This is a genomic window from Streptomyces umbrinus (genome assembly GCF_030817415.1).
Classification (GTDB): domain Bacteria; phylum Actinomycetota; class Actinomycetes; order Streptomycetales; family Streptomycetaceae; genus Streptomyces; species Streptomyces umbrinus_A.
In genome coordinates this window covers 3,210,017-3,232,105 of sequence record NZ_JAUSZI010000002.1, presented here as the reverse complement: position 1 = coordinate 3,232,105, position 22,089 = coordinate 3,210,017, and the positions used below count along the sequence as shown (strand labels likewise).

The 22,089-nt window shown below is 71.3% G+C and carries 17 protein-coding genes; 5 read left to right on the top strand and 12 right to left on the bottom strand.

The features are described 5' to 3' along the window. Nucleotides 1–117 precede the first annotated feature (117 nt). The 7 genes from QF035_RS14230 to QF035_RS14200 form a co-directional block, all read right to left on the bottom strand. Entirely contained in the window at nucleotides 118–1,407 is a 1,290-nt protein-coding gene (locus QF035_RS14230; RefSeq protein WP_307520648.1) for a helix-turn-helix domain-containing protein, read from the bottom strand. A 322-nt stretch (nucleotides 1,408–1,729) separates the two neighbouring features. Then, nucleotides 1,730–3,364 (bottom strand): acyl-CoA dehydrogenase family protein, encoded by a 1,635-nt coding sequence (locus QF035_RS14225; RefSeq protein ID WP_307520647.1) that lies wholly within the window; start codon nucleotides 3,362–3,364, stop codon nucleotides 1,730–1,732. An 84-nt stretch (nucleotides 3,365–3,448) separates the two neighbouring features. Continuing rightward, complete coding sequence (gene sbnA / locus QF035_RS14220; RefSeq protein WP_307520646.1) at nucleotides 3,449–4,438, bottom strand: 2,3-diaminopropionate biosynthesis protein SbnA; 990 nt, start codon at nucleotides 4,436–4,438, stop codon at nucleotides 3,449–3,451. A gap of 62 nt (nucleotides 4,439–4,500) precedes the next feature. Beyond that, complete coding sequence (gene sbnB, locus QF035_RS14215) at nucleotides 4,501–5,571, bottom strand: 2,3-diaminopropionate biosynthesis protein SbnB (protein WP_307520645.1); 1,071 nt, start codon at nucleotides 5,569–5,571, stop codon at nucleotides 4,501–4,503. Further along, a complete protein-coding gene (locus QF035_RS14210; protein ID WP_307520644.1) occupies nucleotides 5,568–6,572 on the bottom strand; it encodes a TauD/TfdA family dioxygenase in 1,005 nt (334 codons plus the stop codon). Before QF035_RS14210 ends, sbnB begins: the two co-directional genes overlap by 4 nt. Before the next feature lie 119 nt (nucleotides 6,573–6,691). Next, complete coding sequence (locus QF035_RS14205; protein ID WP_307520643.1) at nucleotides 6,692–9,022, bottom strand: non-ribosomal peptide synthetase; 2,331 nt, start codon at nucleotides 9,020–9,022, stop codon at nucleotides 6,692–6,694. A 65-nt stretch (nucleotides 9,023–9,087) separates the two neighbouring features. Then, the gene (locus QF035_RS14200; protein WP_373466649.1) at nucleotides 9,088–11,583 is read right to left on the bottom strand and encodes a Pls/PosA family non-ribosomal peptide synthetase; all 2,496 of its coding nucleotides are present in this window, start codon (nucleotides 11,581–11,583) and stop codon (nucleotides 9,088–9,090) included. An 802-nt stretch (nucleotides 11,584–12,385) separates the two neighbouring features. Here QF035_RS14200 and QF035_RS14195 point away from each other — a divergent pair. Next, a complete protein-coding gene (locus QF035_RS14195) occupies nucleotides 12,386–13,537 on the top strand; it encodes a YihY/virulence factor BrkB family protein (RefSeq protein WP_307520642.1) in 1,152 nt (383 codons plus the stop codon). Nucleotides 13,538–13,594: 57 nt separating this feature from the next. On the opposite strand, the gene QF035_RS14190 is transcribed toward QF035_RS14195, so the two are convergent. Further along, a complete protein-coding gene (locus tag QF035_RS14190) occupies nucleotides 13,595–14,431 on the bottom strand; it encodes an NmrA family NAD(P)-binding protein (protein ID WP_307520641.1) in 837 nt (278 codons plus the stop codon). A gap of 80 nt (nucleotides 14,432–14,511) precedes the next feature. Between QF035_RS14190 and QF035_RS14185 the strand changes: the two genes are divergently transcribed. Further along, complete coding sequence (locus QF035_RS14185) at nucleotides 14,512–15,447, top strand: AraC family transcriptional regulator (protein WP_307520640.1); 936 nt, start codon at nucleotides 14,512–14,514, stop codon at nucleotides 15,445–15,447. 10 nt (nucleotides 15,448–15,457) lie between these two features. Beyond that, nucleotides 15,458–16,192 (top strand): helix-turn-helix domain-containing protein, encoded by a 735-nt coding sequence (locus QF035_RS14180; RefSeq protein WP_307520638.1) that lies wholly within the window; start codon nucleotides 15,458–15,460, stop codon nucleotides 16,190–16,192. Between the two features lie 71 nt (nucleotides 16,193–16,263). Here QF035_RS14180 and QF035_RS14175 read toward each other — a convergent pair whose 3' ends face one another. Together QF035_RS14175 and QF035_RS14170 are read right to left on the bottom strand one after the other, a co-directional pair. Next, on the bottom strand, nucleotides 16,264–16,665 hold the full coding sequence (locus QF035_RS14175) for a VOC family protein (RefSeq protein ID WP_307520637.1): 402 nt from the start codon (nucleotides 16,663–16,665) through the stop codon (nucleotides 16,264–16,266). 89 nt (nucleotides 16,666–16,754) lie between these two features. After that, the gene (locus QF035_RS14170) at nucleotides 16,755–17,618 is read right to left on the bottom strand and encodes a LysR family transcriptional regulator (RefSeq protein WP_307520636.1); all 864 of its coding nucleotides are present in this window, start codon (nucleotides 17,616–17,618) and stop codon (nucleotides 16,755–16,757) included. A gap of 93 nt (nucleotides 17,619–17,711) precedes the next feature. On the opposite strand from QF035_RS14170, the gene QF035_RS14165 reads away from it, so the two are divergent. Continuing rightward, on the top strand, nucleotides 17,712–18,449 hold the full coding sequence (locus QF035_RS14165) for an SDR family oxidoreductase (protein WP_307520634.1): 738 nt from the start codon (nucleotides 17,712–17,714) through the stop codon (nucleotides 18,447–18,449). Here QF035_RS14165 and QF035_RS14160 read toward each other — a convergent pair. Beyond that, complete coding sequence (locus QF035_RS14160) at nucleotides 18,436–19,824, bottom strand: amino acid permease (protein WP_307520632.1); 1,389 nt, start codon at nucleotides 19,822–19,824, stop codon at nucleotides 18,436–18,438. The two genes, QF035_RS14165 and QF035_RS14160, sit on opposite strands and share 14 nt — an antisense overlap. 187 nt (nucleotides 19,825–20,011) lie before the next feature. Between QF035_RS14160 and mmuM the strand changes: the two genes are divergently transcribed. Beyond that, nucleotides 20,012–21,013: a homocysteine S-methyltransferase gene (gene mmuM / locus QF035_RS14155; RefSeq protein ID WP_307520630.1), complete on the top strand. Its 1,002-nt coding sequence runs from the start codon at nucleotides 20,012–20,014 to the stop codon at nucleotides 21,011–21,013. A 12-nt stretch (nucleotides 21,014–21,025) separates the two neighbouring features. Here mmuM and QF035_RS14150 read toward each other — a convergent pair whose 3' ends face one another. After that, complete coding sequence (locus QF035_RS14150; RefSeq protein WP_307520628.1) at nucleotides 21,026–22,054, bottom strand: LacI family DNA-binding transcriptional regulator; 1,029 nt, start codon at nucleotides 22,052–22,054, stop codon at nucleotides 21,026–21,028. Between the last annotated feature and the right edge of the window lie 35 nt (nucleotides 22,055–22,089).

The following is a 22,089-nucleotide window of genomic DNA, read 5'->3' as shown; positions in this document are numbered from 1 at the left end:
GTTGGGCGGGGGCGTTGTGTGTTGGGTGCGGGTTGGTGGGGGCTTGTCGCGCAGTTCCTCGCGCCCCTCAAAGGCAAGGGCTACCGCCCCCTAAGAAAAGGCAAGGGCTATCGCCCCCTACGAAGGGGCGGTTTGCCTTGTCCTCAGTACTCCCGGTGCCGTTGAGTGGGGGAGGAGGTGCAGGGGGTCGTCCGGCAAGGCTGTCTGGACCTCTGCTGCTTCGCAGAAACGATACGGCCGGTGGTCCAGGGCCGCGCCCAGATATCGGCGTACGCGAGACATCTCGGCGCGTACGGTCACCGTGCGGGTGGGATCGCCGAACAGGTCGTCGGCCAGTGCGGCGGCGCTGAGGCCGGTGCGGTGCAGGGCCAGGAGGTAGAGCAACTCGGCGTGCCGCGGGCTCAGTTCGTGGGTCCAGGTGCCGGTGACGCCCGTCACGGTCACCGACCAGCGGCGCGGCTGCGACAGGTCGAGGGCGATGCGGGTGGCACCGCGGGGCGCGGGCTCCTCGTCCGAGACACGCACCAGCCAGCCGCCGGGCAGCGGTTCCACCGAGCACCGGCCGAGCGTGGGCAGCCAGATCCGGTCGGCGCCGATCGTGCTGGGCAGCGCGAGCCTGTCCACGTACGGCATGCCGGTGATCGCGGCGGTCCAGCCGTCCTTGTCGACGGCGAGCGCGCGGCCGGTGACCCGGGCGAGGACCGGCGCGGCCACCGCGCGCAGCCGGTCGAGGGCGGTCAGGTGCCGCTCCCGCAGTTGCGCCTCGGCGAGTTTGGCCACCGAGTCGACCCAGGCGAGCGTCGCCGGGTGCATGGTCTCCCAGGGGCCGCTGATGTCCACGACCCCGATCATTCGGCCGTCGCACGGGTCGGTGATGGGCGCGCCCGTGCAGGTCCAGGCGGAGTGCGTGCGTACGAAGTGCTCGGCGGCGAAGACCTGGACGGGGCGGCGGGCGACGGCGGGCGTGCCGACACCGTTCGTGCCGACGACCTCCTCGCGCCAGTCCGCGCCGATCTCGAAGCCGAACCCGTCGGCCTTGCGCAGCACGGACCGGCTGCCCTCGCGCCACAACACCCGGCTCTGCGCGTCCGCCACGACCATGATGTGCTGGGTGATGTCCCCGACCGACAGCAGTCCCTGCCGCAGTACCGGAAGGACGTGCCGCAGCGGGGAGTCGCGCCGGCGCCGCTCGATCTCGTCGGGACCGAGCACTCCGGCCCGGAAGTCGTGGTCGGGGTCGACGCCGGAGCGCAGCATCCGCCCCCAGGACTCCCCGATGACCGGCCGCGGACCGAGCCGGGCGCGCTCTCCGGCCAGAGTCGCGTTGCGCACCTCGTCGAGCACCCGTGCCGCCTGCGCTGCGTCCACCGCGGCGAGCCGCGTCACGTCCATCGGCGAGTACACCACTGGGTCCTCCCGGAGAGCCTGAGCGGGCAACCGGCCCCGGCCGCCCGGCCATGGGACCCGCAACCCGTACTGACTGCATGTCTCATAGTGCCGTCTGTCCGTCGCGGAGGGCGACACTCCGGACGCGAAGCGGAGATTTCACGCAGGGTGCGGAGAGGTTGCAACCCCCTGCAACCCTGGTGAACTTCCCCCGCGTGTCCAAAAATTGGCGCAACGCCGCCTCGCGCGGCGTGCGTGCTCCGCTCAACGGGGCCATGGAACGGGGGTGGTGCCGTGTCGGCGCAGCACCACCCCCGTGCCCCGTACGCGAGTTGACGGCGGCTCAGGAAACGGGCCGCGCGCGCTCCACCACCGAACCGAGGTCCAGGGTGTGCGGCAGGGTCCCGAACGACGCTCCCCAGTCCCCGCCGAGGCGTGAGGCGCAGAACGCGTCGGCGACCTCCGGTGGCGCGAACCGGACCAGCAGCGAGCCCTGGAGCACCACCGCGATCCGCTCGACGAGGCGCCGGGCGCGTCCCTCGATGCCGTCCAGGTCGGCGAGTTCGGTCAGCAGGTTCTTGATCGCGCCGTCCAGCCGGTGGTCGGCGCCGCGGGCCTTGCCGACCTCCTGCAAGTAGGCGTTGAGCGCCGCCGGTTCGCGCTGCAGGGCGCGCAGGACATCCAGCGCCTGGATGTTGCCCGCGCCCTCCCAGACGGAGTTGAGCGGCGACTCGCGCAGCAGCCGGGGCATGCCCGACTCCTCCACGTAACCATTGCCGCCGAGGCACTCCAGGGCCTCCACCGCGACCGGCGTGCACCGCTTCGTCACCCAGTACTTCGCGGCCGGTACCGCGATCCGCAGGAACGCCCGCTCCTGCTCGCCCCCGTCGTCGTACGCGGCGGCCAGGCGCAGCCCGAGCGTCGTCGCGGCCTCCGACTCCAGGGCCAGGTCCGCGAGGACGTTCCGCATCAGCGGCTTGTCGATCAGCCTGCCGCCGAACGCCTCGCGGTACGTCGAGTGGTGGACCGCCTGGGAGACGGCCTGCCGCATCAGCCCCGCCGAGCCGAGCACACAGTCCAGCCGGGTCGCCGCGACCATTCCGATGATGGTGCGCACCCCGCGGCCCTCGTCGCCGACCCGGCGCGCCCACGTGCCGTCGAACTCGACCTCGGCCGACGCGTTCGACCAGTTGCCCAGCTTGTCCTTGAGCCGCTGGATGCGGAACACGTTCCGTGTGCCGTCCGCGAGGACCCGCGGCACCAGGAAGCACGTCAGCCCGCCGGGAGCCTGCGCCAGCACCAGGAAGCCGTCCGACATCGGCGCCGAGCAGAACCACTTGTGGCCCGTCAGCTCGTACGTCCCGTCCTCGGCCAGCGCTCGCGCGGTCGTCGTGTTCGCGCGTACGTCGCTGCCGCCCTGCTTCTCCGTCATGCCCATCCCGAAGAGCACGCCGGCCTTCTGCCCGGCGGGCCGCAGATCCTGGTCGTAGACCATGGACGTGAGGCGGGGTTCCCACTCGGCGGCGAGTGCCGGGTCGGTGCGCAGCGCGGGCACGGCCGCGTGCGTCATCGACAGCGGGCAGCCGTTCCCCGCCTCGACCTGCGCCCAGACCACGAAGGCGGCCGCGCGCCGCACATGCCCGCCGGGCCGTGACCACGCAGCGGTCAGGCCCGCCGAGACACCCTTGCCGAGCAGCCGGTGCCAGGACGGATGGAACTCGACCTCGTCGATCCGGTTGCCGTAGCGGTCGTGGGTGCGCAGCTTCGGCGGGTTCTCGTTCGCCAGCGTCCCCCACGCCTGGACCTGCGCCGATCCGGAGGTCCGCCCGAGGGCCGACAGATCGCCGTACGCCTCGTCGAGCAGCTGTGGGTCGAGGTGCCGCTCGACCGCCTCGACGAGGGCATGGTCGGCGTTGAAGACGTCGTACGAGACCAGTGGCGGAGCCTGGTTGGTCACGGTGTGGGTGCTGGCTGCCATGTCTGGGAACCTACCCCTCGGTACGGCGGTCGTCACCAAACTCCCGCCGCACCGGGCCGCGCCCCTTTCGCCCCGCCGTACCGGTCAGGCGGGGTGCGACAGGGCGGCCAGTTCGCCGGAGCCGCCGAGCGTGTCCTCGCCGTGCACGTTCACCCCCCAGCCCGGGCTGTGGACCGTGTCGAGGTAGCGCTCGCCGAGGTCCGGGGCGATCGCCACCGCCGTGAGGTTGCGCCGCCCGTAGCGGGCCAGCCAGTCGGTCGCGCCGCTGACCACCGTGCCGGTGGAGCCGCCGAACAGAAAGCCCCGGGCGGCCAGCCGGCGGCAGGCACGCAGCGTGTCCGGCTCCGGGACGTGCACGACGTCGTCCACGTAGGACTCGTCGAGCAGCGGCGGACGGACGGCCATGCCCAGGCCGGGGATCATCCGGGGAGCGGGCGGCCCCCCGAAGGTCACCGAGCCGACGGTGTCCACGGCCACGATCCGCACCCGGCGCCGCTGCTGCCAGAACCAGCGCGCGCAGCCCATCAGGGTGCCGGTGGTGCCGGCCCCGACGAACAGCACGTCCAGGTGCGGGAAACGACGGGCGATGGCCGGTGCCGTGGTGCGGTAGTGCGCGCGCCAGTTGCCCTCGTTGGCGTACTGGTTGAGCCAGACGTACCGGTCGTCCGAGGCGCACACCGCGCTCACGTACGCGATCCGCGCGCCCAGGAAGCCGCCGTGCAGATCGGGTTCGTCGATCACATGGACGACGCTCCCCAGCGCCTCCATCATCCGCCGGGTCGCCGGATTGCAGCGCGAGTCGGTCACGCACAGGAACCCGTAACCCCGGCTCGCCGCGATCATGCTCAGCGCCACGCCGAGGTTCCCGGACGACGACTCGACCATGACGGACCCCGGTCGCAGGACGCCCTCGCGCTCGGCCGCGTTGACCATCTCGGTCGCGGCCTTCAGTTTGACCGACCCCGCGAAGTTGAACCCCTCGCACTTCAGGAAGAGCGGCAGCCCCAGTGCCGCCCGCAGGTCGACGTAGAGGTCGTCCTCGTTGAACTGTGTGGGCTCGGATATGACGGGCATGATGTCCCCCCTCTTTCATGCGGCACGGCGCTGCGCTCCCCGCGTGGCGCGGTGCCCGCCGGTCAGCCGTACCGGCGCAGTTCGTGGAAGAAGCCGTCGACGACGTGCGGCTCGCCCCTTCGGGCCACCTCGTCGTGGACGAACTTGCCGACCGCGAGGTCGAGGACCCCGAGGCCGAAGGGCGAGAACACCACCGTCCGGTCCGCAGGTACGGTCACCCGCCCGCAGAGCACGTCGTCCAGCGTGCCGTCGAGGAAGTCGCGGCCACCGGTGAGCTGTTCGGCCAGATGCGGTGACGTGTCCGCCTTGAGGCAGTGCTCGACGTCGTCCACGAAGTTGGCCGAGTCGAGCAGGATCTCCGGCGCCAGGTCGCGCAGCGACACATGCAGCACGAGCGGGGCGTGCGAGAACCACGCCGGGTCGTGGATGTGCGGCTCGGCCGCGACGGTGGCGAAGACCAGCAGGTCGCTGGAGCGGATCAGCGACTCGGCACTGTCGTGCACGGTGATCCGGCCCTTGGCGCCCGACCGTTCCAGATAGCCGCTGAAGCCGGCCGCGCTGTCCGCGGACAGGTCGTACACCCCGGTCTCCTCGAACGACCAGCCGGTGGCGGCCAGATGGGTGTGGATGTAGCGGGCGATCAGACCCGTCCCGACGAACCCGACCCGGGTGGGCCGGTCGCGGTCGCGGCTGAGCCGGTCGGCCGCGAGCGCCGCCGAGGCCGCCGTCCGGGTGGCGCTGATGATCGAGCTCTCCAGGCACGCGAACGGATAGCCCGTGTCGTGGTCGTTGAGGATCAGCACGGCCGAGGCGCGCGGCAGACCGCTCGCCGTGTTCCCGGGGAAGCTGGAGACCCATTTCAGGCCGTCCACCCCCACCGGCCCGCCGATCGAGGCGGGCAGCGCGATGATCCGGGACGACGGACGGTCCGGGAAACGCAGGAAGTACGACGGAGGGTTCACCGAGTCGCCCGCGCCGTGCAGGCGGTACACCGACTCGACCAGGTCGACGATCTCGGACTCCCGCCCGTGCAGGGCCTCGTGGACCTGGGTGCCGGAGATGACGGTGAAGGGGGGAGCCGTCGGCGTCCCCGGTTCCGTGGTGGTCGTGCCGTTCTCGTCCGTGGTGGTCATGCGGCCCTCACTTCGATGGTCGGTGCGCAGTCGGTCAGCCGGACCGGGTCGCCCAGGGCGGCGAGCACCTCACGGGGCCCCTCGAAGGGCTCCCTGCTGTGCGCGGTGCGGATGTTGTCGACGAGCAGCAGGTCACCGGAGTGCCACGGCTCGCGTGCGGTGTGGGCCCCGTACACCTCGTTGATGATCAGTACGACGTCCTCGTCGATCGGATCGCCGTTGCCGTAGCGGGTGTTGAAGGGGAGCCCGTCGGAGCCGTAGACGTCCACCAGGTACTCGCGCACCTCGGGGTCCATGGTCCACTCGTTGAGGAACGCGATCTGGTTGAACCAGCAGCGCCGCCCGGTGACCGGATGGCGGACCACGGCGCTGCGGCGCTGCCGGGTGCGCAGGGAGCCGTCGCTCTGCCAGTCGAACTCGATGGCCTGCGCCCGGCAGTAGTGCTCGACGGCCACGCGGTCCTCGGTGCCGAAGGCCTCGGCGAGGCTCGCCCCGATCTCGTCGTTGTACGTCCTGGTGAGCAGCCAGCCCTCCCGCTCGAACCGTGCGGTGAGGGAGGCGGGCAGCGCGTCGAGCACGGCAGGCGCGTCGGCGACCGCGGTGGCCCCGCCCTGGTCGGGTGCGTCGAGGCAGGCGTACAGCATCAGGCCGGGGAACTCCAGCGCGTAGCTCAGCTCGTGGTGCATGCACATCTGCTGGTTCGGCGGCCACTTGGACGAGGAGTACACACCGTCCTCGTAGGTCCGCCGGGGCGCGAAGGACTCCCGGTCGGGCATCAGGGTCGTGGCCAGCCGGCGGAAGACGGCCGCGGTCGTGTCCGGGTCGCGCAGCCCCAGGCCGCGGACCAGCAGGCTGCCGTGCTCGGCGACGAAGGCCCGCAGCGCGTCGCGGTGTTCGGCCGCCCAGCCCGCCGTGTCGCCCGCGGCGTCGGCGCGCAGGATCGGAGGGCTGCCGGGGCGCAGGTCGACGTCCGGTAGCAACGTCGGAGATGAAGACGACATCAGGTGCTTCCTTTCGGCCTTGCGGTGTTCGGTCGTGCGGGTGTGCGGTGTTCCGGTCATGGGTGTCGTCGGTGCCTTCGGTTCCGTCTCTTTCGTGTCGTCGGCGTGGTCGGCCGTGGTCAGGAGGCAGTGGGGGTGTCCAGGAGCCCCGCCAGGTCCGCGAGGACCGGATGACGTGTGACGTCCTTGAGGGTGATCGCCCGGTCCAGGGCGATCGCGAGCTTCACCGCCGCGAGCGAGGTGCCGCCGCGGTCGAAGAAGTGGTCCCGGCGGCCGATCCGGTCGCCGGGGATGCCGAGCACCTGGGCCCAGGCCGCCGCCACCCGGCGCTCGCTCGCGGTGCCGGGCGCGTGCGTGCCCTCCCCCGCGGGCGAGCCGTTCCCGGCGGAGTCGAGCTCACCGGCGAGTCCGGTCAGCGTCTTCCGGTCGGTCTTGCCGTTGGCGGTCAGCGGCAGGCTCTCCCGCCAGTGGACGGCCGAGGGGACCATGTACGCGGGCAGCGACACGGCCAGCCGCTCCCGCACGGCCCCGGAGTCGAACCGGGCGGACCCGGCGCAGAAAGCCACAAGCCGCGTGCCGCCCACGACCACCACGGCGCCGTCCCGGACCCCGGGCACCCGCAGCAGCGCGTTCTCGATCTCGCCGATCTCGATACGGAAACCGCGGATCTTCACCTGGCTGTCCCGGCGGCCCAGGAACTCCAGCTTGCCGTCGGGCAGCCAGCGGCCGTGGTCGCCGCTGCGGTAGAGCCGCTCACCCGGGCGGTACGGGTCGATGGTGAACGCCGCCCTGGTCCGCTCGGGGTCGTTGACGTACCCGCGGCCGACACAGACTCCGGAGAAGACGATCTCGCCGGGTGCGCCGAGAGGTACGGGAGACAGGTCCTCGTCGACTACGTACACGCGCACGTTGGCGACCGGCCGCCCGAGCGGGACCCTGTCCTGGTCAGGCACCCGGGACATGACCTCGTGGTTGGTGTCGTCCGAGGTCTCGGTCAGCCCGTACGCGTTGGCCAGCCGGATGCCGGGCTCGGCCGCGAACCAGCGCTCGACGAGCTCCTTCTTCACCGCCTCCCCGGTGACCGACACGCAGTGCAGGTCCGGCAGTTCGCGCGGGCGCTGCTCCAACTCGGCGAGCACGGCCTCCAGATAGGACGGGACCACCTGGAGGACGTTGACCCGGCCTCCGGTGATCGTGTCCACGAACCGCGGGACGTCCAGGATCACCTCCTGCGCGACCAGCAGGGTCCGGCCGCCGACCAGGAGTGCGGAGACCAGCTGCCACAGCGAGATGTCGAAGCACTGGGGTGCGGTCTGGGCGACCACCTGGCCCTCGCCGACGCCCAGGTCGTCGAGCTTGGCGTGGACGTGGTTGAGGAAGCCGGCGTGCTCGCACATCGCGCCCTTGGGCTCGCCGGTGGAGCCGGAGGTGAAGTAGATGTAGGCGAGTTGGTCCGCGGAGACGGGGATGCCGAGGTCGCTGTCGGGGTGGTTCTCCGCGTAGGCCGTGTCGACGTGCAGGATGCGGGCGCCGGTGTCGGCCACGTCCAGGGTGGTGGTGCTGCCGTCCTCCGTCAGGACGAGTTCGCAGCCGGCGCGCGCCAGGGTGGCCGCGATGCGTTCGGCGGGGAAGTGCGGCTCGATGGGCAGATACACGCCGCCCGCCTTGAGGACGGCGAGGACGGCGGCCATCCAGTCCAGGTCGCGCTCCATGACCACGGCGACGACGTCCTCGCGGCGCAGCCCGCGGGTCAGCAGGGCCCGACCGAGCTGGTTCGCCCGGGAGTTGAGCTCCTGGTACGTCCACTCCTGGTCGCCCTGCACGGCCGCGACGGCTTCGGGGTGGGCCAACACCCTTTCCTCGAACAGCTCGTGGACCCGGCGGTCCGGCAGCTCGCGGTGCGGCCCCGCCAACCCATGGAGCTGCAGCCGGAGTTCGCCGTCGGACAGCAGACTCTGCCGGCCGGGCTCGGCGTCCGGGTCGGCGGCGAGCAGGCTGAGCGCGGTGAGGTGGTAGCCGGCGATCCGGGCGGCTGCGTCCGCGTCGAGGACGTCGGTGCGGTAGCGCAGGCGCAGGGTGTGGTCCTCGAACGCCACGTGCAGCACGGTGTCCTCGGGGCCCCGGCCGCCGTGCGGATCGAGCACGGTCTCGAAGGCCGCCGGTTCGTCTCCCGCCCTCTGCGCGGCCAGGTCCGCCTCGGCCTCGTGTATGTGGTCCAGCAGGTCGTGCCAGGAGCCGGTGCCGACGGTCAGCGGGCACGGCCTCGGCCGCTCGCCCTTCGCCGCCACGTATCCGACCGTCACCTCGCGCTCGCCGGACAGTGCGGCGAGGACCCGTGCGTGTGCGGCCAGGAGGGCGCGGGGTTCCCGCGACAGCCCGTCGGGCAGCGGGACTTCGTACTCCGCGGTGCCGGGCACCGGGTCGAGCGTCCACTTCGGGATAGTTTCCATGGTCTTGCTTCCCCCTGTTTGTCTTTCTTGTCCGTGCCGCGGAGCCTGTCCGTGCCGCGGAGCCGTCAGGAGCGCCGCTGGGCGACCGCCGGGTTCCCGCCCCAGTGGGCCCCCGCCGGTACTTCCTCGCCCTTCATCAGGAAGGAGTCGGCGGCGAGTACGGCGCCGTCGCCCATCGACGCCCCGTAGTGGACGAGCGCGCCGACGCCGAGCGTCACGCCGTCGCCGATCTCGATGTGGTCGGACTTGAAGGTGCCGTCCTCCTGCGAGTGCGACTGCACCTTGCTGTGCGCGCCGAGCGTGCTGTCGCTCCCGATGGCGGTGAGCGTCCGCTCGGTGATGTAGGCCCCGTCGTCGAAGACCCTGCGGCCGACACGGACCCCGAGCAGCCGCCAGACCAGGTTCTTGAACGGGGTGCCGTTGTAGACGCTGATGTGCCTGTCGGGGATCTTCCACAGCCGCTCGTGGCGCCAGAAGAGCGGGTCGTAGATGGAGTGCAGCCGGGGCTCCAGCGGACGGAACCGGCAGATCAGCCGCTCCACCAGCACGTAGTAGCCGGTGGTGAACGCGAGGCCGACGATCAGGGACGCGCCGATCAGCAGACCGCCCGCGGCGCCGAGCTCCCCGTACAGGTCGAAGGCGGCGAAGCCGAGGACCGTGAGCGCGAACCAGTCGAACCACCGGATGAACAGGAACAGGCCCATGGTGCGCAGGTTGTGCCGGTTCTTCGCGGCCAGGCGGCGGTGCAGCTCGTCGCCCTCACGGAGGTGGTCGAAGCGGGTGTCGCGCTCCACGGTCCGCGGGATCTCGAAGGGCGGCGAGCCCAGCAGGCCGACCCCCTCACGGATCTCGCCGTCGAGCGGGACCATCACCTTCGTCGCGAGCAGGCAGTTCTCGCCCGTGCGGCCCCCGGCGGGGTAGGCGATGTGGTTGCCGAGGAAGTTGTGCGCCCCGATCGACGTCCGCGTGACGCGGAACGACGTGCCGGAGAACTCGGCGTTCATGATCGACAGTCCGTCGGCGACCATCGTGCCGCTGCCGACGGTGGCCAGATACGGCGTCTCGTGCCCCACCTCCGTACCGAAGTTGGAGCCGGTCTGCTCGACGTGCGAGAGGTCGTAGCCGAGGGCCCGCAGGTAGTGGACGATGTACGAGCTGTCCCCGCACAGCCACTTGAAGAACTTGACGTTGGTCAGGCGAGCGACGGCACGCTGCACCGAGTAGTGGAAGCCGTAGAGCGGATAGACCCGGTCGGGTTCGAGGATCTGGTTCAGCAGCCGCGGCAGTACGGACACGGTGGCGAAGCCGATCAGGATGAAGACCACGAAGAGCGCGAGCGACAGACCGAGAGCCTCGGCGTAGAACCGCCCCGACGTGATGTGCTGCGTCTCCCGGTCGAGCAGCACCTCCAGCGAGGGCGCCACCGTGAGCAGCATGTACGTGCCCCCGACGAGGAACGGCACATAGAGGAACAGCGTCTGCAGCACGGTGGCCAGGCCGTAGCCCACCCGCCGCGCGGTGCCGCAGTCCGCGGGCGCGACCCGTACGTAGTCGACGTCCGTGCGCTGGGCGGGGGAGCCGTGCCAGTGCTGCCCGTCCGGCACCGACGCGCCGCCGTAGAGCGCGGACGAGTGGCCCAGCTGGGAGCCGTCACCCATGGAGGTGCCGATGTCGAGGACCGTCTTCTCACCGACGAAGACGTCCCGGCCCAGGGTGACCGGGCCGGTGCGTATCCGTCCGGCGTGAGCCTGGTAGCAGAGGAAGTAGGAGTCCTTGCGGATCACGGTGCCCGCGCCGACGGTGAACAGGTCGGTGCAGACCGGGACCGAGTGGGAGAGGATCGTGACGCCCTTGCCGATCTTCGCCCCGAGCGCCCGCAGATAGAGCACGAAGAGCGGGTTGCCGGCGAACAGGACCATCGGGTTGGCGTGCAGCAGTGCCTTGACGGTCCAGAAGCGCAGATAGGCCAGGCTCCAGACGGGGAACTCGGTCTCCTTCCAGCGGCCGACCAGCACCCACTTGGCCACCACCGGCAGCGCGCACACCCCGACGAAGACGGCACCGCCGAAGAGGGCCGACCGCAGATAGACGTCCACCACGCCCTCGCCGGCCGAGACCCAGTCGTACCCCTGAGCGGTGACGAGCCCGGAGAGCAGGCAGTACGCCGCGAAGACCAGGAACTGGAGTGCTCCGCACAGGACGTACCGTGCGGTGCTGCCCGGTGGGGGAGGCTCGGCCGGTTCGGGTGCGGGCGCCGGCGGCTCGTCCGGGACCTCGGCGAGCGCCGCCGCGAGCCCCCGGATCGTCGGGTGGCCGTATACGTCCCGCATCGACACGGCCGGCAGGTCGGGGTGCTTCCTGACCCGGGCGCAGAAGTGGGCCATCACCAGGGAGTTGGCACCGAGGTCGTCGAAGAAGTGGCTGTCGACGGGGACCCGCTCGACGCGTACGACACCGGCGAGCACCTCCGCGAGGACGTGTTCGGTGCCGTTCGCCGGGGCGTGGGTGGTCAGGGAGCCGGCCGGAACGGCGGTCGTGACCTCACCTGGATTTACCACCACTTGATCTCCTTGCTGATGATTACTGCTACTTGTGGACCGTTCGGAGTGATTGGTACTCCGGATGGGAATACGAAGGAATCACGCCCGCAGTTTCATCGGGCAGCCGAATTGGCTATGCCTGAGGCGTGGGTGAACCAGGGTGATTCCGATGTGATTCCGGTGTGCCGGAAGAAGGAGTTGTTCCGGAAGAAAGGCTCGGGCCGGAAGGAAGAATTGTGCTCAATGGAAATGAGATGGCAGACGAGAGGATATTGTTCGCCGAGTTTGCCGGAGTGTCTGGAGTGGCCGCGTGAAAAGGTGCAGAGCAGCACGGCATGATCCGCGTGGTTCCCACGCGGATCACGGGTAACGCGGCTGTGTCGGGCCCTGGTCCAGGCCTTTCTGAGTCCCCCGTGTCGTGGTGCACTGAGCCGTCCCCACGTGCCCAGCGGAATGCAATCCGAATTGTTTCTGTGTGCTCATGAACGGGTCAAGGGCGTTTCGTCCTATGGCGCTTTCTCGCCGTTCGAACCTTCATCGATTTCACCCCTGAATCGTCCCCTCCGTACGTGCGACCGGGGAACTCACTTCATGGATGGCGTATGTGCTGTCGCGCGTTCCGCTTCTGGAGGGTGAGTAATTCGGCCAACGCGGTCATGACAGAAAGCCGGTTCGATTTTCCTTTACGATTTCTGTCGGGTTGCTGCCGCTTTTCTTTCGTATGACGGAACCGGGAGGGGCGGAAGCGCGCCGCCGAGCACCTCGGACCCGGTCGTGGTACCGCGGGATGAGTGCAACCTCGCACGGCGGATACCTTTAGGGCGTGCAGCCAGCAAGTGAACCCCCTCAGAGTGCGCCCGGCCGTCTCCATCGGGCCCGTGCCCTCTATCGGAACGTCTCCAAGCGCAGGACCGCCTGGCTGCTGATCAAGGACACCGTCAACTCGTGCATCGAGTACCGGATCCTCGGACTCGCGGCGGAGGCGGCGTTCTTCACGCTGCTGTCCGTGCCGCCGCTGCTGCTCAGCATGCTCGGCCTGCTGGTCTACGTGGACGACTGGACCGGCGCCGACACCATCGCCAGCGTCGAGACCAACCTCCTGGAGGCGTCCCGCACGATCCTCACCGACAAGGGCGTCACACAGATCGCCGAGCCCGTCCTCCACGACGTCATGGAGGGCGGCCGCCCCGACGTCATCTCCCTCGGCTTCCTGTTCGCACTGTGGTCGGGCTCGCGCGCCGTGAACGTCTTCATCGACACCATCACCGTGATGTACGGCCTCGACGGCGTACGCGGCATCGTCAAGACCCGGCTCGTGGCCTTCGCGCTGTTCCTCGCGGCGCTGCTCATCGGCTCCATCGTGCTGCCGCTGGTCGTCGCGGGCCCGGACGCCGTGGTGGACGTCGTCCCCTGGTCGGAGAACGTCGTACAGGGTTTGTACTGGCCCGTCGTCATCGTGCTGTCCATCGCCTTCCTGACGACGCTGTACCACGTGTCGGTACCGGTGCGTTCGCCCTGGGTCGAGGACGTGCCGGGCGCCCTGGTGGCCCTCGCCATGTGGGTGCTGGGCAGCTTCCTGCTGCGCATCTATCTGACCAACACGGTCGAGGGCCCCAGCATCTACGGCTCCCTGGCCGCCCCCGTCGCCGTGCTGCTGTGGATCGGTGTCTCCGCCTTCGCGGTCCTTGTCGGCGCCGCCGTCAACGCGGCCATCGACCGGGTCTGGCCGGCCGCGGCCACCGCCGCCGCGCGAGCCGTCAACGAGCGGCTGCGCGCTGCGCAGGCCGCCGACCTCGTCGCCCGCGCGGCCGCGGCGAGGGCCCACCTCACCGACGACCCGGACGACCCCGACATGCCCTCCGAGTTCCCGGAGCGCTGGTCCCGCTTCCTGCCCCCGGAGGACGTGACCTCCCGGCTGCGGACCCATGCGAAGACCACACCCAAGAACGGCGACGAGACGCCTCCGCCGCAGTGAGCGCGACGGGGGCGCCAGGGCGCGCTCCGGAAACTTTCGGGGGTACGCCGGTGTCCGTCAGGCCTTCCACACGCCGGTCGCCGCGAGCTCCCGCGCGAAGTCCGTGAAGTCGCGCGGCGCGCGCCCCAGAACCTGCCGGACGGTCTCGGTGGACCGGGCGTTGCCGCCGTCGAGCAGCCCGTCGAAGACCTCCTCCATGAACGTGACCTCCTCGGGCGGCAGCCCGAACCCGGCCAGGATCGCCCCGTACTCCTTCGTCGACACCGGCACGTAACGGATCTCCCGGCCCGCCGCGGCGGTGATCTCCGCCATGGCCTCCCGGAAGGTGAGCAGCCGCGACCCCGTGATCTCCAGGGTCCGGCCCGCGTACGAGGAGTCCGTCAGCGCCTTCACGACGACGTCCGCGAGGTCCCGTGTGTCGATGAACGGCACCTTCACCTCACCGGCGGGGAACACGAACTCACCACTATGCACACCCTCCAGCAGCAGACCCTCGCTGAAGTTCTGGAAGAACCAGTCGGCCTGCACGACCGTCCACTCGGCACCCGACTCCCGCAGCGCCCGCTCGGCCGGCTCCGCCTGCCGCTCGCCGCGCGCCGACAGCATCACCAGACGGCGCACGCCGAGTTCCTGGGCCAGCCGCGCGAGGGCCGCGATGTTCTCCGCGGCACCCGGCGCGCCGATGTCCGGCGTGTACGCCAGATACGCCGCGTCCGCGCCGCGCAGCGCCTCGGCCCACGTCGAGGAGTCGTACCAGTCGAAGCGCACCTCGCTGCTGCGCGAAGCGGCCCGAACATCGAACCCGGCGGCCTTCGCGGACTCCGCCACCTGACGCCCCGTCTTGCCCGAGGCCCCCGTCACCAACACCGTCTCGTTCCGCGTGTTTTCCGTCATGAGCCCAGTCAACGGCCTGGCGCCGAAAGGGAACATCGCTGAAGCTCTCGTTCCCATAAGGGCGCGTCTACTCTGAGGTCATGGACGCACTCGCAGGCCTTCTGGAAGGTCCACGCGCGCGTGGTGCCTTCATGATCCGAGCGTGTTTCGAGCCGCCCTGGTCCCTGCGCATCGAGGACCGTGCCCCGCTCACCGTCATGCTCCTGGTGCGCGGGCATGCCTGGATCATGCCCGAGGAGGGGGAGCGGGTGCGGTTGCGGGCCGGTGACCTCGCCATCGCGCGTGGACCGGACCCGTACACCTGCGCCGACGACCCGGCGACCGTGCCCCAGGCGGTGATCCTGCCGAACCAGGTGTGCACGTATCCGGACGGCCGTTCGCTGAAGGGCCGGATGGATCTGGGCGTCCGCACCTGGGGCGCGCGGATCGACGGCTCGATGGTGATGCTGATCGGGACGTATCCGATGCACGGCGAGGTCAGCGGGCGGCTGCTGGACGCGCTGCCGGCGCTGCTGACCCTGCCCTCCGACGTGTGGGAGTGCCCGCTCACCCCGCTGATCATGGAAGAGATCGTGCGGGACGAGCCCGGCCAGGAGGTCGTCCTCGACCGGTTGCTCGACCTGCTGGTCATCGCCGCGCTGCGGGCCTGGTTCTCCCGGCCCGAGGCCGAGGCGCCCGCCTGGTACCAGGCCCTGGCCGACCCTGTCGTGGGCCGGGTCCTGCGGCTCCTCCAGGACGATCCGGCGCACCCCTGGACGGTCGCCTCCCTCGCCGCGAAGGCAGGCGTCTCACGGGCCGCGCTCGCCCGCCGCTTCAGCGAACTCGTGGGCGAACCCCCGATGACGTACCTGACCGGCTGGCGCCTCGCCCTCGCCGCCGACCGGCTGCGCGGCACCGAGGACACCCTGGAGGCGATCGCCCGCCAGGTCGGCTACGGCAGTGCGTTCGCACTGTCCAGCGCCTTCAAGCGGGTCTACGGGGTCAGCCCCCAGGAACACCGGACGAGGGCGGCGTAGCCTTTTGCCTGTGGCGGAGCCGTACGTGGACGAGTCGTACGTGGCCGTGTCGCCCGACCCGTACCGGGAGTGGGCGTCGCGGCTCCCGGGCGCGGTCGTGTGGACCCGTACCGCCGTGCCGGGCGACTCGGCGCCTGTGCTGCCCGACGGGTGCATGGACCTGCTGTGGACCGAGGGGCGGCTCTTCGTCGCCGGGCCCGACACCCGCGCGTACGTGAGCGGCGCGTCCGGCGGCACTCGGTTCGCGGGCGTCCGGTTCTTCCCCGGGACGGCGCCCGCCTATCTCGGCGTCCCGGCGCACGAACTGCGCGACCGGCGCGTCGACCTCGCCGATCTGTGGAGCGCGGGGGCCGTCCGGCGGCTGACCGAGCGGGTGGACGCGGCGGCCGATCCCGCCGCCGCGCTGGAGGCCTTGGCCGTGGCGCGGGCAGGCGATGTCGATCCGCCCGATCCGTGGGTGCGGGGCGCTGTCGCGGGGCTGTCCGCGGGACGTTCCGTCGCCTCGGTCGCGGACGCGGTGGGGTGGAGCGAACGGCAGTTGCACCGGCGGGCGCGGGGCGTCTTCGGCTATGGGCCGAAGACGCTGGCCAGGATTCTGCGCCTGCAGCGGGCACTGGGGCTGGCGCGGGACGGGGTGCCTCTGGCGGACACCGCCGTGCGGGCCGGGTTCGCCGATCAGGCTCACCTGGCGCGTGACGTACGGGAGTTGGCGGGGGCGCCGTTGGGGGAGTTGCTGCGGCGTTGAGGTTGGGGCCGGGTCCGTGAGTGGGCGCGTGCGGGTTCGGTGGGGGCTGGTCGCGCAGTTCCCCGCGCCCCTTACGGGGCGCTGCTCAGGGGTGCGAACAGGTCCACGCCGTTGCCGTCCGGGTCGCGTACGACTGCGTAGCGCATGCCCCAGTCTGCGTTCCAGGGCTTGAGTTCGGACGGGTGGCCGGCCGCCACCAGTTCCTCGTAGGTGGCGTCGACGTCCGCGGGGCTGTCGCAGGCGAAGGCCAGGCCGACCCTTCCCTCTCCCGTCGGCGGCTGCCAGCCGAGGTGGAAGGAGCGGATCGTGTCCTCCGTGTCGAGGGCGAAGCGCAGGCCGCCGGGCAGGTCCGCCTCGACGTGCGGCTGCTTCTCGGAGCCCTCGGGGAACTCGAGTCCCAGGCGGCGGTAGAAGGTCAGGGAGGCGGCCATGTCGGAGACGACGAGGCCGACGAGGTCGAATCGTGGAGTCATGGGGCCACCGTAGGGAGGGCGGTGGACGGCGGTCTTGAACGAATCGGACAGGGCCTGTGCGACAGCGGCACGGTTTCAGGACGTGCAGGTCATAGCCGCGTGGCCGTGCGGATCAGGCCCGCGAGGGCCAGGGAGCGGCTGTGGGCGGGCCAGGCGATGTGGGTGACGACCGGGGGTGCGTCGGTCAGGGGGACGGCGGCGTGCTCGGACCACAGCCAGGCGCGGGCGGAGTCGGGGAAGACGGCCACGGTGCGTCCGAGGGCGATCAGCTGGGCCAGCTGCGTCTGGTCGCGGATCTCGGGGCCAGGGCCGGGCGGGTACGTGCCGTGGCGGGGCCAGCGGGCGGCCGGAAGGCCGGGGATGTCGCTGACGTCGGCCAGGGTCAGTGACTTGTGCGCGGCGAGGGGGTGGTCGGCGGGCAGGATGGCGATCTGTCCCTCGGTCAGCAGTTCCTCGCTGTCGAACCCGGCGAGGGAGTTGAACGGCGCGTGCATGAGTGCCACATCGGCGCGGCCGTCGCGCAACAGCTCTTCCTGCTCGCAGAAGCCGCACGGCAGCACCTCGATCTCGGCGGCGTCGGGCTCGGCCGCGTAGGCGTCGAGGAGCTTCTGCAGTAGTTCGTGAGCCGCGGCGGCCTTCACCGCCAGCACCAGGCGGTTGCGGGGGCCGCCCGGACTGTCGGCGCCACCCGCGCGACGGGTGCGGCGAGCGGCGGCCGTGGCCGCGTCGAGGGCTGCGCGGCCCTCGTGCAGCAGTACCTCCCCGGCGTCGGTCAGGGAGACGCCGCGTCGGTTGCGTTCCAACAGGGAGACGCCGAGGCGCCGTTCCAACTGCTGGATCGCCCGGGAGAGTGGTGGCTGGGCCATGCCGAGGCGCTCGGCGGCGCGGCCGAAGTGCAGTTCCTCGGCGACGGCGACGAAGTACCTCAACTCGCGGGTCTCCAGGGTGTCCACGGCCACAGCGTAGCCCGGTGATACCTGCCGGGTATGACAGGACGCCGGATCGGTGTTGGCTGCGCTGCCCGTCCGCGAGCGAGCATCAACGGCATGAGCGAAACGAAGATCGCGCTGGTCACCGGCGCGAACAAGGGAATCGGGTACGAGATCGCGGCCGGTCTTGGCGCCCTCGGGTACCGCGTGGGCGTGGGAGCCCGCGAGGAGGTCCGGCGCGAGACCGCTGTCGAGAAGCTGCGCGCCGCCGGGGTGGACGCGTTCGGGGTTCCGCTGGACGTGACCGACGACCTGAGCGTCACCGATGCCGCGGAGCTGGTCGAACGGCAGGCCGGGCGCCTGGACGTCCTGGTCAACAACGCCGGTATCTCAGGGGAGATGGGGCCGGGGTGGATACAGGACCCGACCGCGCTCGACCTCGACCTGGTCCGCACGGTCGTGGAGACCAACGTCATCGGTGTCATCCGGGTGACCAACGCGATGCTGCCGCTGCTGCGGCGCTCGACGTCGCCGCGCATCGTCAACGTCTCCAGTTCCGTCGCCTCCCTCACCCGGCAGGCGGACCCGGACATCGAGATCGGCCCCGTCATGGCGGCCTACTCGCCGTCGAAGTCGTTCCTCAACGCCGTCACCGTGCAGTACGCCCGGCAGCTCGCCGACACGGACATCCTGATCAACGCCGCCTGCCCGGGTCTGGTCGCGACCGACTTCACCGGCTTCCAAGGACCCCGCACCCCTGAGCAGGGCGCGGCCACGGCGATCCGGCTCGCCACGCTGCCCGACGGCGGCCCGACCGGTTCGTTCTTCGAGGACGACGGCGTCATCCCTTGGTGACCCCGGACGACCGGCCGCCCTCGGACCGCCCCCGCAGCCACACATACACAGGGATCCCGGCGAACAGGAACAACACCCCCTGGTACACGGCCGCATACCCGGCGCCCGCGATCAGCCAGAACGAGAAGGCGAAGGAGAGGGCGGCGACGATCAGGTCGCGTGCCAGGCCCGCGGGGCGGACGCGATCGCGGGTGCCCTGGGCGAGCCAGTACAACTGGGCCGCGGCCGACAGGAGATACGGCACACACCCGGTGAAGGTGGTGATGAGGACGAGCACGCGGAACGTGGTGTCGGGTCCCGCCGTGTAGTTGAGGCCGATCAGGACCGTGCCGAGGGAGGCGCAGGCAAGGACGCCGAAACCGGGGACACCGCCCTTGCCCACGCGGGCGAACCTCGCCGGGAACAGCCCGTCGCGGGCGGCGGCGTACGGCATCTGGGCGCTCATCAGGATCCACCCGTTGAGGCAGCCGACCATCGAGGCGACGGCGACGATCGCGATGAGTGTGCCGCCCCAGTGGCCGCCGGTCATCGCGTCGACGGCGTCGGCGAACGGCGCGCCTGACTGGGCGAGTTGGCCGTGCGGGACGAGCCCGAAGACCGCGACCGTGCCGAGGAGGTAGACGAGTGCCGAGCCGAGCGTGCCCAGCACGCTGGCGCGGCCGACCGTGCGCTCCGGGTCGCGGACCTCGCCCGCGCTCATCGCGGCCGACTCGACGCCCAGGAAGCTGTAGAGGAGCAGCGCGGCGGAGGCGGCGAGCGCGCCGGACACGCTGTCGCCGGAGGCGTTGAACGGGCCGAAGTTGTCGGTGTCGATGAAGAAGAGCCCGACGGTGGCGACCAGGAGCAGCGGCACGAACTTCAGGATCGTCGACACGATCTGCACCCCGCCGACCCAGCGGGTGCCCGCGAAGTTCGCGGCGGCGGGCAGCCACAGCGCGGCCGCCGCCACGGCCGCCTCCAGGGCGCGGTTGCCGTCCAGCGGCAGCAGCACATCGGCGTATCCGACGGTCGCCACCGCGAGCGCGGCGATGCTGACCCAGGTCATGGTCCAGTACGACCAGGCCGACAGAAATCCCGCGAACTCGCCGAACGCGTCCCGCGGATAGACGTAGAGGCCGCCGGTCACCGGGCTGCGGCGCGCGAGTTTCCCGAAGAGCAGGGCCAGCAGCACCGCGCCCATGGACAGGACGACGAAGGCGAGCAGGCTGACCGTGCCGTACGGGGCGACGGTGGCGGGCAGCACGAAGATGCCGCCGCCGATGATGTTGCCCATGACGAGGGCGGTGGCGGCGGCGAGACCGAAGGTGCGGCGGGGTGCGGCCGGGGCCGGACCGGGGCGTGTTCCATCGGCCTCGGTGGTGCTGGGGGCAGTCATGGCACTTCCGGATTCCGTGGGGACGCGCCGCATCGCGTCCGGCGGCCACGGCGACGCCGGTCGACGCACTGCGGCGTACGGGGAGTGGGGAGGCCGTGATCGTAACCCCACATCCCACATGGTGGGCAATCTGTTCACACACTGGACACGTGCGGGCATCCGCCGCACCTTCGACTAGCGTCGTGACATGAGCAGCGACACCACCAGCGATCCCTCTCCCGCCGCCCCGCGCACCCTCACCCTCGCCGAGGCGCTCGCCGCCGGCACCGTCGTTCTCGACGGCGGTATGTCCAACCAGCTCGAATCGGCCGGGCACGACCTGAGCGACGAGCTGTGGTCGGCGCGGCTGCTCGCCGAACGGCCCGAGGCGATCACCGAGGCGCATCTGGCGTACTTCGAGGCGGGCGCGAACGTGGCGATCACCTCCAGCTACCAGGCGACCTTCGAGGGCTTCGCGGGGCGCGGCGTCTCCCGCGAGCGCGCGGCCGAACTGCTCGGGCTCAGCGTCGAACTCGCCCGCGAGGCGGCCCGGCAGGCCGAGGCGAAGGGCGTGCGCGAACCGCTGTGGGTGGCGGCGTCGGTGGGCCCGTACGGGGCGATGCTCGCGGACGGTTCGGAGTACCGGGGCAGGTACGGGCTGAGCGTCGCCGAACTGGAGGCGTTTCACCGGCCCCGCCTTGAGGTGCTGGCCGAGGCCGGTCCTGACGTCCTGGCCCTTGAGACCGTGCCCGACGCCGACGAGGCGCGGGCGCTGCTGCGGGCGGTGCGCGGGCTCGGCGTACCGGCGTGGCTGTCGTACAGCGTCGCCGGGGACCGGACCAGGGCCGGGCAGCCGCTGGAGGAGGCCTTCGCGCTCGCCACCGACGCCGACGAGGTGATCGCGGTCGGCGTCAACTGCTGCGCCCCCGACGACGTGGACGCCGCGGTGGAGACCGCCGCACGCGTCACCGGCAAGCCGGTCGTGGTCTACCCGAACAGCGGCGAGACCTGGGACGCCGAGGCGCGCGCCTGGACCGGCCGCTCCACCTTCACCCCCGAGCAGGTCGGCGGCTGGGAGCGGGCCGGGGCCCGGCTGATCGGCGGGTGCTGCCGGGTCGGGCCGGCGGCGATCACGGGAATCGCGGAAGCACTCGCCCGACCCGACTCACTAGACTCACTCGATTCGCCCAAGCCGCTCGACTCTGCCTGAGGGCGGGGCGGGTCAGCGGGGTGCCGTGCTCGCCCGTACCACCAGCCGCGTGGACAACTCCGTACGCGTCCCCTCCGGCTGCTCGCCCGCCATCATCCGCACCAGCAGGCGCATCGCAGTCGCCGCCATCTCCGCGAGCGGCTGGCGGACGGTCGTCAGGGCCGGTGAGGCCCAGTGGGCCTCGGGCAGGTCGTCGAAGCCCACCACGCTGACGTCGTCCGGGACGGACAGCCCCCGCTCGGCCAGCGCCCGGTACGCGCCCAGAGCCATGCGGTCCGAGCAGACGAAGACGGCCGTGGGCGGTTCCGGCAGATCGAGGAGCTCCAGCATCCGCCGGTGCGCGGCGCTCTCGTCGAAGTTGCCGTAGCGCAGGTACTCGGGGCGATGGCGCAGTCCGGCCGCCGCGAGGGCCGAGCGGTAGCCGGCGACGCGCGCGGTGCTGCACATCTTGCGGCGGTAGCCGGCGATGACGGCTATGCGTTCGTGGCCGAGGGAGAGCAGGTGCTCGGTGGCGGTCACCCCGCCGTGCCAGTTGGCCGCGCCGACCGAGACGACCCCGGGTGGCGGCTCCAGCACCGGGTCGATCAGCACGAACGGGATGCGGTGCTGGTCCAGCCAGGCGTACTGGGAGGCGGTCAGCTCGGCGAGGTTGAACAGCACACCGGAGGAGCCGCGCGTGGAGAGCTTGTCCAGCCAGCCGCGCTCCGGACGGCCGCCCCGGGTCCGGGTCAGGCCTGCCGAGACGACCACCTCAAGGCCGGCGTCGTGCGCCGCCTCCTCCACGCCGTGCAGGATCGAGCCCGACCAGGAGTTCTCCAGCGAGTGGACGACGAGGTCGACCAGGCCGGGCGACTTCACCGCGTCGAACCGGGGTCTGCGGACATAGCCGAGCCGGTCGAGCGCCTCCGTCACCCGGCGGCGGGTCTCCGGCGCCACGTCCTCCCGGCCGTTGACGACCTTGGAGGCCGTCGGTACGGAAACGCCCGCCTCACGTGCCACGACCGCGAGGGTCGGCCCGGCCACGCTTCCGGTACGCACCATGGAAGCCCACCTCTCCAGGCCCCGTCCCGAGGGCC

What these genes read in the sequence shown, in the direction of transcription:
- QF035_RS14210 (WP_307520644.1), bottom strand. Translation starts at nt 6,572, where the DNA reads ATGTCGTCTTCATCTCCGACGTTGCTACCGGACGTCGACCTGCGCCCC.
- sbnB (WP_307520645.1), bottom strand. Translation starts at nt 5,571, where the DNA reads ATGACCACCACGGACGAGAACGGCACGACCACCACGGAACCGGGGACG.
- QF035_RS14160 (WP_307520632.1), bottom strand. Translation starts at nt 19,824, where the DNA reads ATGACTGCCCCCAGCACCACCGAGGCCGATGGAACACGCCCCGGTCCG.
- QF035_RS14225 (WP_307520647.1), bottom strand. Translation starts at nt 3,364, where the DNA reads ATGGCAGCCAGCACCCACACCGTGACCAACCAGGCTCCGCCACTGGTC.
- QF035_RS14165 (WP_307520634.1), top strand. Translation starts at nt 17,712, where the DNA reads ATGAGCGAAACGAAGATCGCGCTGGTCACCGGCGCGAACAAGGGAATC.
- QF035_RS14150 (WP_307520628.1), bottom strand. Translation starts at nt 22,054, where the DNA reads ATGGTGCGTACCGGAAGCGTGGCCGGGCCGACCCTCGCGGTCGTGGCA.
- QF035_RS14185 (WP_307520640.1), top strand. Translation starts at nt 14,512, where the DNA reads ATGGACGCACTCGCAGGCCTTCTGGAAGGTCCACGCGCGCGTGGTGCC.
- QF035_RS14175 (WP_307520637.1), bottom strand. Translation starts at nt 16,665, where the DNA reads ATGACTCCACGATTCGACCTCGTCGGCCTCGTCGTCTCCGACATGGCC.
- QF035_RS14205 (WP_307520643.1), bottom strand. Translation starts at nt 9,022, where the DNA reads ATGGAAACTATCCCGAAGTGGACGCTCGACCCGGTGCCCGGCACCGCG.
- sbnA (WP_307520646.1), bottom strand. Translation starts at nt 4,438, where the DNA reads ATGCCCGTCATATCCGAGCCCACACAGTTCAACGAGGACGACCTCTAC.
- QF035_RS14190 (WP_307520641.1), bottom strand. Translation starts at nt 14,431, where the DNA reads ATGACGGAAAACACGCGGAACGAGACGGTGTTGGTGACGGGGGCCTCG.
- mmuM (WP_307520630.1), top strand. Translation starts at nt 20,012, where the DNA reads ATGAGCAGCGACACCACCAGCGATCCCTCTCCCGCCGCCCCGCGCACC.